Genomic DNA, 17,030 nt, shown 5'->3' with positions numbered 1-17,030 from the left:
TCAACCGCTGTCGAGCTGCTTTTGTCCGACCAGCAGCTTCACAATATGCCCGAAAATATCTCCGCGGTTCATCAAACCGGCTGTCAAAATTCCGATGGCCCCTTTATGATGGCGGATTCCCGTTTCATCGGCATATTGATCCATAACCGGTCCGAGCTCCAAGCCGTTTCTCAAATCCCGTGCAATTTCTTCCGGCAACGGAATTTGGGCACCGCCTGCGGTATAGATCTTGCCGTCTGAACTGGCCAACGCCCCCCAATTGCACAGAAACATCGCACCATCAAGTTCAAAGACACCGCCTTCCAGGCCGATCGCCATATCAAAATTTTCTTCAAGAGCTGATGCAGCCCGGTTCACCGCTCCCTGCCGCGTTTCTGCAATCGACAACGGCTGTGCAGACACGCCGGACGCTGTTTCCACCGCAAAAATTTCCGCCTGTATCCCGAGCTCATTGAAGCATTCCTTTACCGCACTGATTTTTGCCGGATTCTGGGATGCCACCGCAACTTTTAGACTGTTCATCCTGTTTCCTCCCGATAAAAAAGAGTGCCCGAGGGCACCCTTTATACATTATTTTTAATTGTTTCCACTGTCGTGCGGTCAGCCGACTTCACCAGCTTGACCAATAACTCCTTCGCCGCTGCATAATCATCTGTGTGGATGATTGAAGAAGAAGTATGGATATAACGGGAACAGATGCCGATCACGGAACTTGGTACACCTTCGTTTGCCTGATGCACGCGTCCAGCGTCCGTACCGCCTTGTGAAATGAAATACTGGTAAGGGATGTTATTCGATTCCGCAGTATCGAGAACGAATTCCCGCATGCCGCGGTGGGTGACCATGCTCTTATCCAGAATGCGCAGGAGCGTTCCCTTGCCCAATTGGCCAAATTCGTTTTTATTGCCATCGGCGTCATTTGCCGGGCTGGCGTCAAGCGCAAAGAAAATGTCCGGATTGATCATCGTCGCTGCTGTGGAGGCACCGCGAAGTCCGATCTCTTCCATGACCGTCGCGCCGGAAAACAATTCGTTTGGCAATTTCTCATCTTTCAATTCGCGCAATAATTCAACTGCCAATCCACAACCGTAACGATTGTCCCACGCTTTTGCCATGATTTTTTTGTCATTGGCCATCGGTGTGAACGGGCTGTATGGAATTATTTGCTGCCCCGGGCGCACGCCGAAAGACAACGCGTCGTCCCGGTCATCCGCCCCAATATCGATCAGCATATTTTTGATTTCCATCGGTTTGCTGCGCATTTCTTCACTTAATAGATGCGGCGGAATGGATCCGATAACGCCTGGAATCGCTTTGTCCCCAACCATAACTTCCACCCGTGTCGCCAGCATGACCTGGTTCCACCAGCCGCCAAGCGGTTGAAAGCGGATCATGCCGTTGTCAGTAATCTGCGTCACCATAAAGCCGACTTCATCCATATGGCCGGCCACCATGATGCGTGGTCCGTCCCCTTCGCCGTGCTTAACGCCGAAAATGCTGCCGAGATTATCCTGAATTAATTCGTCTGATACTTTGCCTAATTCCTGTTTCATGAATTTGCGGACAGCGTGCTCGTTGGCAGGGGCTCCCGGTAATTCTGTTAAAGTCTTGAATAACTCTCTCGTTTCACTATTCATGCTGCAACTTCCTCCTAAAATAAAATGCCTTTCTTCAGTTTAGTTCTTTTTTCAGTTTATTTCCACTACTTTATTTCGAAAAGCGAAAGATAGCAATTATTGGGGCTGTTATCATTTCTCGTTTATTTATGAATTATGGTACAATTTAGCCAGCAAGTATAGGAGGGATTTCATTGAAAAATCGTGATTTACTAATCGGCTTTGCCACAGGTGTGGCTGCAACGTTTGTCATCAAAGAAATGGTTGACCGCAACCAAAAGCTTTACCCGGCAGATGAAGTACTGAAGCAAGTAAAAAATTCGTTTAAAGAAGAAGGTCCGATTGACGGCTCATGGATCTATATGAAAACAGAACCTTATACACAGCACGCAATTACAACCGACGTCTATAAAGGCGGCATCACACGCCACCGCGACGACGAACTCGAGCAATTCGAATTCATGGCAGATGCTTTTACAGGCGCGATCGTGGAAGTTTCGAAAGTTTAATCTATCATTTAAAATTTTTATTTGCAGGCAAGCGGAATTTCTTCCACTTGCCTGCTTTTTTTAATTTATAAGGGGCTTTTCATTTGGGAATATAAGGGATTCATCGGTTGCCGGTGATGGGGTGCGGGTTGAAACGTTTGGGGTGCGGCTCCATCGATTTGGGGTGCGGGTTAACCCATTTGAAGTGCGGTTAGAACAGTTTGGGGTGCGGTTCGAGTTAATTTCACCATCAATAATTGAAATATTTTCCAATAATTTATTTTCAGTTGCGCGATTTCGCAATTTAGTTGCGGTTAACTTCTATTTAGTTGCGCTTCTCCTCGATTTAGTTGCGGTTAGCCATTTCCGCCTCAATAAAATAAAAAAAACACCGCCGAAACGGTGCCTTCATTCAAATCAAATATTCTTCTCTTTATACTTCACCGATTCAATAACCTCTTTGCCGTCGGGGCTCCATTTCAGCAAACGGTAATAGGCGTCGTGGTAGAAAGAGAAATAATAGCCGTTCTCCAGCGCCTCTTTCATCAGCCGCTCTTTTGCATAAATCGAATCCATCGGGTAATCGTCATAGGCCAACACCCACAGCGGGTTTTTATGGGCATGCGTCGGCATGATGTCGCCCATGTGAAGAATCGTCTCTCCACCGCTTTCCAATTTAATGACCGCGTGTCCATTTGAATGGCCACCCGTGTGGATCATCGTGATGGCACCGAAAAGTTTTAATTCATCCTCAAACGTTTCCACCTGTCCCTGGACAGGCTCCCAATTTTCTTTCCAATACGTGTTGCGCGAGCGGATATTCGGATGCTGCATTTCATCCCATTCGATAGCCGATACATAAATTTTCGCATTCGGAAAAGCGGATACGTACTCCTCACCTTGCTTGGCAGTCAATCCTGCTGCATGGTCTCCGTGGAGATGCGTCATCAGCACCGTATCGATGTCCGCCGCTGAAAGCCCAAGCTCCGCAAGGTTTTTATCCAATGAAGATTGCGCGGACACACCAAGATTGCGAATTTGCCGCTCCGATAATTTCCCGTCGCCGAGTCCGCTGTCCACCAGGATATTGTGGCCATCAAATTGAATCAGGATCGGATGAGTCGGCAATTCGATATTATTCTTTTCATCCACCGGATATTTTTTCGACCACACCACTTTCGGAACCACGCCAAACATTGTGCCGCCGTCCAAATTCGTCGTGCCGCCGTCGAGCCAGGTCAAAGTCATTTCGTGAAAATCAAATTTCTCCATCATCCCATCCCCTTTTCATTGAAATCAAGAATTATATTGCGCTTCCATCCGGTAAATCGGCTGGCCTTTTTTCATGAACTTCTCTTCGTATTCCGTCATGATGTTCCATTCCGGTTCATTGGCATGAAGATCCAACGAAACATCTTTCAACAGCATGCCGTAATCGGATATGCTCGTCAGTGAATACTCGAACAGCCCGCGGTTGTCCGTTTTGAAATGAATTTCACCATTTTTCGGCAGCACGGTTTCATACAGTTTCAAAAACGATTCGTGCGTCAGACGCCGTTTTGCGTGGCGCGTTTTCGGCCAAGGATCGGAAAAGTTCAAATACATGCGATCGACTTCATTTTTTGCAAAAAAGCTTTCCATTTCCTGTGCATTGACGCGCAACAGCCGGAGATTCGGAATGCCGCCTTCTGTTTCCAGCACCGTTTGAAGCGCTGTAACGATCACGCTGTCGAATAATTCAATGCCGATATAATTAATCTCCGGATTGGCCAGCGCCAAACCCGTAACGAAACGGCCTTTGCCGGATCCCGCTTCGATGTGCAGCGGGTTGGCATTGCCGAACTCCTCCTGCCATTTGCCTTTCAAGTTTGCCGGTTCCGGAATTATAATTTCCGGATGGGCTTCGATCAGTTCCGCTGCCCATGGTTTATATCTTGCTCTCATTTCTTGTTCCTCTTTCCATCATTTATTTACAGAATGCCATTCTTTCTCGCTCACTTTGTAAGGGACACTGCCATTATCGGGAGTGCGTCCGGCGCTGTCTCCGTCGACATGGCGGTATACAGCACGGTCCGCCGTCAATGAAAACTTCTTGCCATGCAGTTGGTGGACTTCTTTGAACCCTAAATGCTTCCCGCTGAATACCGTACCAAAAACGAGCAGCAGTTTCAATCGGGAAAGACGGTTCACGACCGTCAGCTCAAGGATGCCGTCGTCCGCGATCGAATGCGGCGAAATTTTCATGCCGCCGCCAAAATACGGCTGATTGTTGACGGTTGCGAACCAGACTTTATCATAATGGACCGTTTCTCCGTCGACTTCAACGGTAAGCCCGAACAACCGGAACCGAAGCAGCGTGATGATGACGTATATCAGATAAACGAGTCCTCCCATGCCGATCCGATTGAGCCATTGTTTGACTTTGGAACGATTGACCTTCACCGAAATTTCTGCATCAAAGCCGATGCCGGAGCTGCTGACGAAATGCTGCGGGACGCCGTCAATAAATTCACCCAGATCTTTCGGGCTGCTTTCGGGATTCACCAAAAACGCTGCAATTTCAGCGGCGTCCGAAAAAGAATGGAAGCCACGGCCAAAATCATTGCCGGAACCCGCGGCGATGGAGCCGACAATCAATTGCGGTGCACCGGCCGCGCCGGCAATCACTTCCCGCAGCGTGCCGTCGCCGCCAAAGCCGACCACCAATACCGGTTCCGGTGACTTATGCAATTCCTTCACCAATTCGATGGCATGTCCGCTATGACGGCTGACCGCCAATTCAAAATGAAACGGAATTGTTTCTTTGAACTTCAGCCATTTCTTCATCGAATTGCCGTTTCCGGCTACCGGATTAATCACAAATATTGTTCTCATTTGACCTCGCCCATTGGCGCGCTTACACGCCATCTTTCAATTTATAAGTTTTTATTGCCGCATACCGCGGGGTGCTGCCGGGGTCGATCCGGAACAAACTGAATTCCGAAGCCCGGAAATTCTCCGGTCCCAGTTCCGGAATTTCGGTCCATGTTTCTTTTCCTGCCCATTTATTGGCCAGCGTGATATGCGGCACAAAAGGTTTGTTATCTGGACTCCAATGGAAGCCGCTGAGCGCTTGCTTCACCTTTTCTTGCAATTCATGCAATAAAACATTTTCTTCTATTGCCGCATACACCACGCGCGGCCGCTCCTGTTTCCCGAAATAGCCTGTGCCGGCAATCGCCACATCAAAGGCAGTGTGCGCCACTCTCTCCAATGCCATTGCCGCTTCCCTAATCTCATCCAGCGGATCTCCGCCGATGAAAACCAAAGTTAGATGGAGGTCTTCTGCCACCGGAATGTGTTTATGGCTCCGCAACCCCCAGGACTCCCTCTGTTCGACGAGTGACTGCGCAGTCGCTAACGGAATTTTTATGCCAATAAAATAATGGTTAACCATTGTCATCACCTTTCATCAGTTTACCATTTTTATTCGCGCAAAAAAACAGCATCCGACGTTTGCCGAATACTGTTTTCATCCAATCGGGATTAAATTTCCACACCCAAATTCAATCTTGCCTCGAAAGCCTTCTGAAGTTTTTCAGTCAAAGCGCCACGCGTACCGTTCCCAATTTTAAAGCCATCAATGTCAATAAGGGGAATAATTTCTGCAGTCGTCGACGACATGAAGAACTCATCCATTTGAAGTGCCTGATCTTTGGTCATCGGCGTTTGCTGGACAGTGATCCCCACTTCCGCGCAAAGCTCCAAAATTGTTCTTCTCGTAATGCCATCCAAAATCAGGTTTGTGGCAGGATGTGTGTAAAGCACGTTTTCTTTAATGCCGTACATATTGGAAGATGAACCTTCCGTAATCATTTCGCCGCGGTGAAGCACTGCCTCGAAACAGCCGTTTTCATAAGCTTCCTGTTTTGCCATCACGTTGCCCAATAAGTTGAGGCTTTTGATATCACATCTGAGCCAGCGCATATCTTCGATAAATTTCGCGCGTGCCCCGTTGCGCATCAATTCCAAAGGACGTTCAACTGTTTTGGTGTATCCGATCACAACAGGAGAACTTTCAGAAGGAAATTGATGCTGACGCACATGGGATCCGCGTGTAACCTGGACATACACCTGGCCATTATTGATTTCATTCTTCTCAACCAGGTCGTACATCAATTTGTGAAACACATCTTTGGTATACGGCACGACAATTTTCACTTTCTCGGCACTGTCGTAGAAGCGGTCGATATGCTCTTTCGCCGTATAAAGATCCCCTCCATAAACTCGGATTACTTCGTAGATCCCGTCGCCAAATTGATACCCGCGGTCCTCTTTTGATATCTTCAGCTCATCTTCCTGAATAAACTCATCGTTGTGCAAGATCCATTCCATATCCATTCCCTCTTTCTCTCTAGTTGATTTTTTTCAGCCAAAATCTATGCAATAAAATATTCGTTACTCTTTTTCCCCGCAGGCCAACCGGCTGATTGCTTCAGCATAAATTGCGGTCGCCTTCACCAGGTTTTTAATGTCCACAAATTCATCCAATTGATGCGCAACATCCTTTTCGCCTGGAAACAGCATACCGAACGCAACAGCTTTATCCATTACCCTCGCATACGTGCCACCGCCAATGGCCAGCAGTTCCGCCTTTTCGCCGGTCTGTTTTTCATAAGCATCCTGCAGCGTCTTTATGAATGGATCGTTGTCATCCACATAATGAGGTTTGGAATTGGAATGTACATTCACTGAGAAACCGTCCGCCTGAATGGCTTCCATGATTTCATCAAAAGGGCATGAAATCGAATAACGCATACTGACCTCGACCGTTCCGCGTTTCGCCTTTTCAAAACGCATGATTCCGGCGTTAAAAGTCGTATCGCCTGAAGCTTCATCCGAAAACGCCAGATTCAACGACTTGCCTCGCGTATCTCCGTAAAATTTATCTGCAATAAATTCCGTAAAAAGCTGCCCGTCCCCCGTCAGATGGTCTTTCAGGAATAAAGCGAGCATCACGCCGGCATTGATGCCGTCATCCGGCTCCATGGCATGGGCCGCTTTTCCGCGGACGGTCAATCGGACCTGTCCATCTTCTTCTATTATAGAAAATGAAAGATCATATTTGGTGGCAAACTTTTCAAATTCCTGTTGCCAATCAGACAACTTGCCTTCGACGAAAGCTTCCGCCAGATCCGGCACCATATTGGTGCGGTCACCAGACCTGAATGTCAGCAATTGATCGTCCTTGCCGGAAGTAGCTTGTGAAAACACCAAACCAGCAATTCCTTTTTCGGCATTGATGATCGGAAAATCAGCATCCGGCGCAAAAGCGATCGTTGGCATTTCCTCTTTCTGGAAATAATTCTCGACACAGCGGAAACCGCTTTCCTCATCTGTGCCGATGATCAGCCTCACGCGTTTATTGAATTCGAAGCCTGCATCTTTGACCATGTTCAAAGCGGTCCAGGCCGCAATTGTCGGCCCTTTGTCGTCAATGGCGCCGCGGCCGAATAATTTACCGTCTTCAATGATGCCGCCAAAAGGATCTTTCGTCCAACCTTCTCCGGTCGGCACCACATCGACATGGCCCAGGATGCCAAGAAGTTCATCGCCCTCTCCGATTTCCAGATGCCCGGCGATATTATCCACATTTTTGACCTGGTAGCCGTTTTCACGGCCCTTCTCCAAAAACCAGTCCAATGCCCTTTTCACTTCTGTACCAAAAGGGGCCTCCGGTGTTGCGTCTGTATTCAGCACACTTGGAATCGCAATCAGTTCCTGCAATTCCCTCAGCATGTTTTCCTGCCTTTTTTCCGCTTCCAGTTGCCAATCCATATATACACCCCTCTTATATTACAACTATTGTACACCTTTTAAGATTTTTTTAAAGAAAAAACGGCTAATTTTCTGATAAATTATCAGCCAATTCCTTTATTAAGGGAATGTAAATTTAAGTAAATTAAAATAAAATCATGGATATTAAAACATAATTTCGATATAATCAAATTGTCAGATAAATTAGACTGGCAGATAATTTTTTAGGAGGATGTCTCAAACACTTGCAAAAACCGGCTGGGTATACCCCGGCATCTCGTCCGCTAGTCTTGCCAATGGGAAAAAAGATGAAGGAGTGGTTCTCTTTTATGAAACCTACTACGGATCGCATGCTCATTCGAATTAAAGATATGTATAAGTACATCCTGGAAAACGGGACTGTAACTACGCAAGATTTAGTCGATGAATTCGGCATCACTCCTCGCACCATTCAAAGAGATTTGAATGTGTTAGCCTTTAACGATTTGGTGACAAGTCCAAGTCGAGGTAAATGGACAACGACGCAGAAAAAAGTGAGATTGACCTCTTAGAAAAATAGTCCTGCAACGAAAAAAATGACCGCTTCGGCGGTCATTTTTTTTCAGGCTGTCGAGAAACCGACAACTTTTCCAATCATTTCGCTCTAGACGGATGCTTTCCGCGGGGAGCGATTCCTGAGCCTCCTCGCTCGCGTTGAAAACCGATGCTCCTGCAGCGTTAAACGCTTCGTCGCAAAGGTTCGACCGAATGGTGTTCGGTCAAACCTTCCCTGCGGGGTCTCAGGACTCGCTCTAGTTCCTGCAGGAAAGACATTATCCGATGCTTGCGAGGACAAGTCTTTGCGACGAAGCAGCGCAGCGATGCAGGAGCACATCTTTGCCCTGCACCGCCTGCCGCTTCATTCTGTTTTGTGTGCAGAATGGAAGTGTCCACTTTACCGCTTGCAACACTCTTAAATGTATATTCCTTGGTAGAAAGTGTTCTGAGATATGGAGCAAAACAGCGAAGACGCCATGGGGACCAAGCGAAGTGCTGAGATCCACTCGGGCGAAGTGCAACGAGACCGAGTTAGCTCAGCGCGAGCCCCCAGGCAAGCGAAGCTGTTTTGCGGAATATCGGTTTTTATTTTTTCTGGCTCAATCCAGCTAATTCTTCTTCCGTCAAATAACGGTATTCACCAAGCTCCAGATCAGGGTCCAACTGGAGCGAACCCATCGACAGGCGTTTCAGGTAAACGACTGTTTTGCCGACACTTTCAAACATGCGCTTCACCTGATGGAATTTCCCTTCGGTGATCGTCAATTCGATCTCTGACTCTTCTCCACTTTGGATGATTTTTAGAAAAGCCTCTTTCGTCTGATAGCCGTCATCCAAAATGACACCCTTTCGGAAAGCCTCGCCGTCTTCTTCTGTCACCCGTCCGTCAATCCGTGCGTAATACGTCTTCGCCACATGCTTTTTCGGTGACAGCAATTCATGTGCCAGTTTGCCATCGTTCGTCAGCAGCAACAAGCCTTCCGTATCTTTATCAAGACGGCCGACCGGAAACGGCTCGAAATGCCGTTCCCCATCACCCAGCAAATCGATGACCGTCTCGTCGTATTTATCTTCGGTGGCGGAAATGACGCCCGGCGGTTTATTCATCATCAAGTAGATGAATTCCGCGTATTCCACGGTTTCACCGCCCACTGTCACCAGATCAGCCACTTCGTCCACGTGCTGTTTGGCGTCGCGGATAACTTCACCGTTCACTTCCACTGCCTTTGATTTCAATAGTACTTTTACATCTTTGCGGGAACCGAAACCCATATTGGATAAAAATTTATCTATTCGCATAGGGCCTCCTAAAAACCGAATTTCCGTGTGTATTTTGTTAGACGTTCGCCGAATAATTTTTGTGCAATGCCTGTGCGGAGGGCGATAAAGCCGTAAACAGCTCCACCAATTCCGCCGACGATCAGGATGCGGATGATTGACTGGAATTTGCTGTCCATGCCGATAAAGAGATCAAGACCGGCTAAAGTCAACAATACAACAATTGCCATGACTGCATTCATCAAAAGGATGAATGCAATCCGACGCACGACCAGTGATGATCGGTATTCCATCGTCACCATGATGACGCCGATGTTCATCGCGATGGCTACTGAATAACCGAGAATCGTCGCAGCAATAGCGCCATCTGTTTCAAACATGCTGATCAATGGAATATTCAAGGATAATTTCAGCAACAGCCCTGTCAATAAATTCAGGATGATCCATTTTTGCTGATTGATCCCCTGCAAGATAGATGCTGTTACAGGGAATAATGAAAAGAGAATGGCCACCGGCAAATAATGTGCGAGAATTTCAGAACCGATTTCACTGTTCTTATAAAATATATGATACAACTCATTCGACAGCAAAGTCATGCCGACAACCGCAGGCAAGGTCAGGAAAATGATTGCCTGAAAAGACTGATCCAGCGTTCTCGTCAACGCCTTGTGTTCGTTCAACGTAAAATATTTGGTAATCAACGGAATCAACGCCATCGAAAACCCTGTCGCAAGCATAACCGGAATCATGACCAGCTTATGAGCTGTCAGATTCAGGATTCCGAGATAAAGACTCGTGTTTTCCGCATTGCCCGTACCGCTCATCCCTTTGTTGAAGGTCAGCATGTCGACAAACTGGAACAACGGGTTTGCCACACCAAGAAAGACGATGGGTATCGCATAAGACAGGATTTCTTTGTACATATCACGGAGTCGCACATCATAGGATTCAACTGAGCCTGCGCGCAGCTGATCGTATTCCGGCTTCCGTTTTTTCCAATAATAGAAAAGAACGAGTAGTCCGCCAAGTGCACCTACTGCCGCAGAGAGCACCGCGAATTGGACAGCAGTTTTCGCTGTGCCGCCAAATACATTGATGACGACAAATGCGCCGGCCAAAAGGAAAGCGATCCGCACAATCTGCTCAATCAGCTGCGAAACCGCAGTTGGCATCATATAATTATAACCCTGGAAAAAACCGCGCCATAGACTCATAAATGGCACGACGATCAACGCAAAGCTGACCCATCGGATTACATCCGCCACATCTGTCACTGTAAAGAGTTTGTCTTCGGGATCAATTGTGATCTGGGCAATGACATCAGCCAATAGATAAAGTGCTAAAAACGAGATAAAGCCGGTAACCATCATCGTCAGAAGCCCTGAACGCAGCAGCCTCCTGCCGGTTTCGTAATCGCCGAGACTATTGTATTTGGCAACAAATTTAGAAAAAGCGATCGGCGCACCTGAAATGGCGACTGCCAGCATCAGGTTATATGGGATATAGGCGTATTGATAAAGTCCGATATTTTCTGATCCAACCAAACTGTAAAACGGGATGATATAAATGACACCCAGCACTTTCGATAAAAACATGCCCAGGGTCAAAATGGCGGTTCCTTTGATTAACGTTGACATTTTGCACTTCCTGACTAAGTCTTGATAAAAAAAACAATCTACACGATAGTTTACACTTATAAACAGAATTACTCAACGGATTTTGAAGCATCGTGTATACTAAATAAAGCCCAAGTGCTCATTTATAAACAAATTAAAAACGAAAGCGAGTTCTTCCTATTATGTATGACGTTATTATTATCGGCGGGGGTCCCTCAGGACTGATGGCCTCCATCGCCGCTGCTTCACGAAACCAAAAAGTTTTATTGATTGAAAAAGGCAAAAAACTCGGCAAAAAGTTAATCATCTCGGGCGGCGGACGCTGCAACGTCACCAACCGATTGTCTCTTGACGAAATTGTGAAACATATTCCCGGCAACGGACGGTTCCTTCACAGTCCGTTTTCAGTGTTCAATAATGAAGACATCATTTCTTTTTTTGAAGGGCTCGGCGTGGCGTTGAAAGAAGAAGACCACGGCCGCATGTTCCCGGTATCCAACCGCGCACAGGACGTGGCCGATGCCATGTTCCGTGAAATGGACCGTCTTGGTGTCGAAATTCTGCTGGATTCGCCGGTTAAGAAATTATTGATGACTGATGATAAAGTGACGGGTGTCCGCCTTCATACCGGCGAAGAGTATACAGCCAAGTCAATCGTTGTCGCAGTCGGCGGCAAAGCCGTGCCGCAAACCGGTTCCACCGGCGACGGTTACCCGTGGGCGGAGAAAGCCGGCCACACGGTTACCGATTTGTATCCGACCGAAGTGCCGCTGCTGTCCAAAGAACCGTTTATCGTCAGCCGCGACCTTCAGGGGTTGGCTCTTCGAGATGTCGCAGTTTCCGTGTTGAATAAAAAAGGAAAAGTTCTGGTGACTCACCAGATGGACATGCTGTTCACCCATTTCGGCTTGAGCGGTCCCGCTATTTTGCGGTGCAGCCAATACGTTGTCAAAGAGATGAAGAAAAACGGCGGTGCTCCTGTTGAAATGCGCATCAATACGATGCCGGGAGAAAACGCAGAATCTGCCTTCCAGCTTCTCATGAAAATGATGAAAGACGAACCGAAAAAAGCGGTGAAAAATGTTTGGAAAAGCCTGGGCCAGGAACGCTGGCTGCTGTTCCTGATGGAACGGGCAGGAATCGACCCATCCCTCACCGGCGCCGAACTTGCCAGTGAAAAAGTGCGTGCAATGGCGAGTCAACTCACCGCGTTCACCATGGAAGCCACCGGCACGCAGCCGATTGAAAAGGCTTTCGTTACCGGAGGCGGCGTTTCCATCAAAGAAATCGAGCCGAAAACAATGGCATCGCGTAAAAAGCCCGGCCTTTATTTCTGCGGTGAAATCCTCGACATCCACGGTTACACCGGCGGCTATAACATCACGTCCGCGCTTGTTACCGGCAATGTTGCCGGCAGAAGCGCGGCGGATTTTGCAAAACAATTATAAACAGAAGAAAAAAGCATTCGCCGGCGCGAATGCTTTTTTCTTATGCTTATTTATCCGATTACCACGTTAACAAGTTTCCCTGGAATCGCGATTACTTTGCGGATTTGTTTGCCTTCTGCCGCTTTTTGGATGTTTTCATCCGACAGCGCTGCGGTTTCCAATTGCTCTTTCGTGCTGTCTTTCGCCACTACCATCTTCGTTCTCACTTTGCCGTTGACCTGTACGACGATTTCCACTTCATCGTCGACCATTTTCGTTTCATCATAGGTCGGCCAAGTTGCATACGTGATTGTTTCTGTATGGCCCAATTTCTCCCACAGCTCTTCCGCCACATGCGGCGCAATCGGAGAAAGCATTTTCACAAAGCCTTCAACGTATTCTTTTGGAAGCGTATCCGCTTTATAGCCTTCATTGATAAAGACCATCATTTGCGAAATCGCCGTATTGAAACGCAGGCCTTCGAAATCGTCCGTCACTTTTTTGACGGTCTGGTGATAGATTTTTTCCAGTTTACCATCGTTTTTGTCGACGATTTTCGTGCTCAATTTCTCCTCATCAATGAACAGGCGCCAAACACGGTCCAAGAAGCGACGTGCCCCTTCCAATCCGTTTGTCGACCAGGCGATCGAGGCATCAAGCGGGCCCATGAACATTTCGTAAAGGCGCAGCGTATCCGCACCGTGGCTTTCGATGATCTGGTCCGGGTTGACGACATTGCCTTTGGATTTCGACATTTTTTCATTGCCTTCTCCCAGAATCATGCCCTGGTTGAACAATTTCTGGAACGGCTCTTTTGTCGGCACGGCACCGATGTCATATAAAACTTTATGCCAGAAGCGCGCATACAATAAATGCAGCACCGCGTGCTCGGCTCCGCCGATGTAGACATCGACCGGCAGCCAATGCTTCAGCAATTCCGGATCGGCAATCGCTTCGTCATTTTCCGTATCAATATAGCGCAGGTAATACCAGCAGCTTCCCGCCCATTGCGGCATCGTGTTCGTTTCGCGGCGTCCCTTCATGCCCGTTTCCGGATGCACGACATTCAGCCATTCTTCGATATTGGCAAGCGGTGATTCACCCGTGCCACTCGGTTTGATGTCCGTCGTCACGGGAAGTACTACCGGCAAGTCCTGGTCTTCAACCGGTGTCATCGTGCCATCTTCCCAGTGAATGATCGGTATTGGCTCGCCCCAATAGCGCTGGCGGCTGAACAGCCAGTCGCGCAGTCGGTAGGTGATTTTCTTCTCGCCGACGCCTTTTTGAACGAGCCAGTCGATTGCTGTCGTAATCGCATCGTTTTTATTCATGCCATTCAAGAAGTCGGAGTTGATCAATTCACCGTCGCCTGCATAAGCTTCTTCAGCGATATTGCCGCCGGACACAACTTCCACAATCGGCAAGTCGAATTGCTTGGCGAACTCGTAATCGCGTTCATCGTGTGCCGGAACTGCCATGATGGCACCTGTTCCGTAAGTCGCCAATACGTAATCCGCGATCCAGATCGGCATCTTTTCGCCGCTGGCCGGGTTGATGGCGTAAGCGCCTGTGAAGACACCGGATTTCGATTTCGCCAAATCCGTCCGCTCGAGGTCGCTCTTCGTTTTCACGTCATCAATATATTTCTCAACAGCTTCTTTTTGTTCTGGGGTGGTCACGGACGCCACCAATTTATGTTCAGGTGCCAATACCGCATAAGTTGCACCGAAAATCGTGTCCGGGCGCGTCGTGAATGCGCGGAAGGAATGGCCATTGCCATCCACCTGGAATTCAAGCTCTGCCCCTTCGGATTTGCCGATCCAGTTGCGCTGCATATCTTTCAGGCTTTCCGGCCAATCAAGGTCATTCAAATCTTCCAATAAGCGATCCGCATATTCCGTAATGCGCAGCACCCATTGGCGCATCGGACGGCGCTCAACCGGATGGCCGCCGCGTTCAGACAAGCCGTCGATCACTTCTTCGTTGGCTAAAACTGTACCAAGTGCCGGGCACCAGTTGACTGCGACTTCATCCACATACGCCAAGCCTTTATTGTACAGCTGGATGAAAATCCACTGCGTCCATTTATAATATTTCGGATCCGTCGTATTGATTTCGCGGTCCCAGTCATAGGAAAATCCAAGTTCCTGGATCTGGCGTTTGAACGTCGCGATGTTTTTCGCCGTGAATTCCGCCGGATCGTTGCCTGTATCAAGCGCATATTGCTCCGCAGGCAGACCAAATGCGTCCCAGCCCATCGGATGCAATACATCAAAGCCCTGCATGCGTTTCACACGGCTCAGAATATCCGTTGCCGTATATCCTTCGGGATGCCCAACGTGAAGCCCGGCACCTGATGGATACGGAAACATATCCAGCGCGTAAAATTTCGGCTTGCTGAAATCCGTTTCCAATTTAAAAGTTTTATTTTGTTCCCAATGTTTCTGCCATTTCTTTTCAATCGTTTTGTGCTTGAATGTCATCTTCTTTTCCTCCTCAAAATAAAAAATTCCCGCCCCTTATAAAAAATAAGGGACGGGAATCACCCGCGGTACCACCCAAATTAGCGAGTTACTCGCCCAACTTGATTCCTTAACGCGGAAAACGGTGCACATTACTTGTTTCACATACACGGACTCAAAGGCGAGTTCGACCGTTTTATCCACCGGCTTGCACCAAACGCCGGCTCTCTGGGGGAATAAAACACGGTTTACTGATCCTCATCAAAGTCATTTGCTATTACATCTTATTCTAGCTGAGCCGCCGTTTTTTGGCAATAGCTCAGGATACTTTGACATTTTCGGTGTTCAGCGGCGCATCCGTCGAATTGACAACGTCTTCCACAGAGAAACCTTCGAACACTTCGGTCAATACGAGACCAGCGTCTGTCACTTCGATGACTGCGCGCTCCGTGATGATTTTATTGACCACCGCTTTGCCCGTCAACGGAAGATCGCATTGCTTCTTGATTTTCGCAGAACCGTCTTTTGACACATGATCCATGATGACGATGACTTTTTTTGCGCCGTGGACAAGATCCATCGCGCCGCCCATGCCTTTGATCATTTTGCCCGGAATCATCCAGTTGGCTAAATCGCCGTTTTCCGCAACTTCCATACCGCCCAGAATCGCGACATCAATATGTCCTCCGCGAATCATCGCAAACGATTCAGCACTCGTGAAGAAAGCGGAACCTGGAATTGTCGTTACCGTTTCTTTGCCGGCATTGATCAGATCCGGATCCACTTCGTCTTCCGTGGGATAAGGTCCGATGCCGAGCAAACCATTTTCGGATTGCAGTACAACCGATTTATTATCTGAAATGAAGTTCGCAACCAGGGTCGGCATACCGATGCCCAGGTTGACGTAATCGCCGTCGTGAATTTCTTTTTCTGCGCGTCTTGCAATTCGTTCTCTCACCATTTGTTTATCCATAGGTTTCCACTCCTTCCTAAGCTTTTTTGGTCGTCAAACGCTCGATGCGTTTTTCCTGTTTCGCCTGCAATAATCCTTGCACATAAATGCTTGGCGTCTGTACATGGTTCGGGTCGATATCGCCGGTCTCAACGATCTCTTCCACTTCCGCTATAGTAAATTTGCCTGCAGCAGCAGCCAGCGGATTGAAGTTTTGTGCGGTTTTATTGTAGACAAGATTGCCCATCTTATCCGCTTTTGCAGCGCGGACCAGCGCGAAATCCGCTTTTAACGCATGTTCAAGCACATATTCCTTGCCGTCGAATTCACGGATCTCTTTGCCTTCCGCAACGGTCGTGCCAACACCGGCTGGCGTGAAGAATGCCGGGATGCCCGCCCCGCCTGCGCGCATTTTCTCAGCAAGCGTGCCTTGCGGCGTCAATTCCACTTCTATTTCACCCGACAGCACCTGGCGTTCGAATTCTTTGTTTTCCCCGACATAAGAGCCGATCATTTTTTTAATTTGTTTGTTTTTCAGCAGCAAGCCGAGGCCCCATTCGTCAACCCCGCAATTATTGGAAATTATTGTCAAGTCCGTAACCCCTTTATCTACCAAAGCCAAAATCAGCTGTTCCGGGATTCCTACCAGACCAAAACCGCCGACCATAATCGTGGCGCCGTCCTGTATTTGTTCCACTGCTTCTTTCGCAGAACCAAAAATCGGTTTCATTCGTTATGCCCCCTCTGCAATATGTATGTAAAATCCGGATTCTTTTGAAACGCTTTCATATTCAATTTAAACAAACTCTTCACTGAAACGCAACATAGAGCCCAAAGCGCACCTGCCATTGCCGAACT

16 protein-coding genes and 1 other annotated feature are annotated in these 17,030 nt (G+C 48.0%); of the genes, 3 read left to right on the top strand and 13 right to left on the bottom strand.

All coding sequences use genetic code 11. The features are described from left to right. Window positions 1–522 carry a DUF84 family protein gene (locus tag DHX103_RS14185; protein WP_422122874.1) on the bottom strand — a complete coding sequence of 174 codons (522 nt, stop codon included), beginning with the start codon at window positions 520–522 and terminating at the stop codon, window positions 1–3. A gap of 41 nt (window positions 523–563) precedes the next feature. After that, window positions 564–1,637: a M42 family metallopeptidase gene (locus DHX103_RS14180; protein ID WP_422122873.1), complete on the bottom strand. Its 1,074-nt coding sequence runs from the start codon at window positions 1,635–1,637 to the stop codon at window positions 564–566. Window positions 1,638–1,810: 173 nt separating this feature from the next. Between DHX103_RS14180 and DHX103_RS14175 the strand changes: the two genes are divergently transcribed. Further along, the gene (locus DHX103_RS14175) at window positions 1,811–2,125 is read left to right on the top strand and encodes a hypothetical protein (RefSeq protein WP_422122872.1); all 315 of its coding nucleotides are present in this window, start codon (window positions 1,811–1,813) and stop codon (window positions 2,123–2,125) included. Between the two features lie 396 nt (window positions 2,126–2,521). On the opposite strand, the gene DHX103_RS14170 is transcribed toward DHX103_RS14175, so the two are convergent. From DHX103_RS14170 to pepV, 6 genes are all read right to left on the bottom strand, one after another. Next, complete coding sequence (locus tag DHX103_RS14170; protein ID WP_422122871.1) at window positions 2,522–3,376, bottom strand: YtnP family quorum-quenching lactonase; 855 nt, start codon at window positions 3,374–3,376, stop codon at window positions 2,522–2,524. A gap of 24 nt (window positions 3,377–3,400) precedes the next feature. Next, complete coding sequence (trmB, locus tag DHX103_RS14165) at window positions 3,401–4,048, bottom strand: tRNA (guanosine(46)-N7)-methyltransferase TrmB (RefSeq protein WP_422122870.1); 648 nt, start codon at window positions 4,046–4,048, stop codon at window positions 3,401–3,403. A gap of 18 nt (window positions 4,049–4,066) precedes the next feature. Then, on the bottom strand, window positions 4,067–4,978 hold the full coding sequence (locus DHX103_RS14160; RefSeq protein ID WP_422122869.1) for a diacylglycerol/lipid kinase family protein: 912 nt from the start codon (window positions 4,976–4,978) through the stop codon (window positions 4,067–4,069). 22 nt (window positions 4,979–5,000) lie between these two features. Beyond that, window positions 5,001–5,540, bottom strand: coding sequence for an RNA 2',3'-cyclic phosphodiesterase (gene thpR / locus DHX103_RS14155; protein WP_422122868.1), 540 nt, complete (start codon window positions 5,538–5,540; stop codon window positions 5,001–5,003). Window positions 5,541–5,629: 89 nt separating this feature from the next. Beyond that, a complete protein-coding gene (dat, locus tag DHX103_RS14150) occupies window positions 5,630–6,478 on the bottom strand; it encodes a D-amino-acid transaminase (RefSeq protein ID WP_422122867.1) in 849 nt (282 codons plus the stop codon). Window positions 6,479–6,541: 63 nt separating this feature from the next. After that, a complete protein-coding gene (pepV, locus tag DHX103_RS14145; RefSeq protein ID WP_422122866.1) occupies window positions 6,542–7,921 on the bottom strand; it encodes a dipeptidase PepV in 1,380 nt (459 codons plus the stop codon). A 308-nt stretch (window positions 7,922–8,229) separates the two neighbouring features. On the opposite strand from pepV, the gene DHX103_RS14140 reads away from it, so the two are divergent. Then, a complete protein-coding gene (locus DHX103_RS14140; protein WP_422124787.1) occupies window positions 8,230–8,451 on the top strand; it encodes a DeoR family transcriptional regulator in 222 nt (73 codons plus the stop codon). Window positions 8,452–9,022: 571 nt separating this feature from the next. On the opposite strand, the gene DHX103_RS14135 is transcribed toward DHX103_RS14140, so the two are convergent. Together DHX103_RS14135 and DHX103_RS14130 are read right to left on the bottom strand one after the other, a co-directional pair. Then, the gene (locus DHX103_RS14135) at window positions 9,023–9,736 is read right to left on the bottom strand and encodes a pseudouridine synthase (protein WP_422122865.1); all 714 of its coding nucleotides are present in this window, start codon (window positions 9,734–9,736) and stop codon (window positions 9,023–9,025) included. A gap of 8 nt (window positions 9,737–9,744) precedes the next feature. Continuing rightward, entirely contained in the window at window positions 9,745–11,352 is a 1,608-nt protein-coding gene (locus DHX103_RS14130; RefSeq protein WP_422122864.1) for a putative polysaccharide biosynthesis protein, read from the bottom strand. Between the two features lie 161 nt (window positions 11,353–11,513). On the opposite strand from DHX103_RS14130, the gene DHX103_RS14125 reads away from it, so the two are divergent. Continuing rightward, complete coding sequence (locus DHX103_RS14125) at window positions 11,514–12,779, top strand: NAD(P)/FAD-dependent oxidoreductase (protein ID WP_422122863.1); 1,266 nt, start codon at window positions 11,514–11,516, stop codon at window positions 12,777–12,779. Between the two features lie 50 nt (window positions 12,780–12,829). Here the strand turns inward: DHX103_RS14125 and leuS are convergent, their stop codons facing one another. From leuS to DHX103_RS14110, 3 genes are all read right to left on the bottom strand, one after another. Next, window positions 12,830–15,241 (bottom strand): leucine--tRNA ligase, encoded by a 2,412-nt coding sequence (gene leuS / locus DHX103_RS14120; protein WP_422122862.1) that lies wholly within the window; start codon window positions 15,239–15,241, stop codon window positions 12,830–12,832. 45 nt (window positions 15,242–15,286) lie between these two features. After that, window positions 15,287–15,494, bottom strand: a binding site (T-box leader). A gap of 45 nt (window positions 15,495–15,539) precedes the next feature. Continuing rightward, the gene (locus DHX103_RS14115; RefSeq protein WP_422122861.1) at window positions 15,540–16,193 is read right to left on the bottom strand and encodes a 3-oxoacid CoA-transferase subunit B; all 654 of its coding nucleotides are present in this window, start codon (window positions 16,191–16,193) and stop codon (window positions 15,540–15,542) included. A 16-nt stretch (window positions 16,194–16,209) separates the two neighbouring features. After that, on the bottom strand, window positions 16,210–16,902 hold the full coding sequence (locus DHX103_RS14110; protein WP_422122860.1) for a CoA transferase subunit A: 693 nt from the start codon (window positions 16,900–16,902) through the stop codon (window positions 16,210–16,212). Window positions 16,903–17,030 lie beyond the last annotated feature (128 nt).

Origin of the sequence: Planococcus daihaiensis (assembly GCF_049262615.1) — a bacterium.
Classification (GTDB): domain Bacteria; phylum Bacillota; class Bacilli; order Bacillales_A; family Planococcaceae; genus Planococcus.
This window is presented reverse-complemented; position numbering and strand designations above follow the sequence as displayed.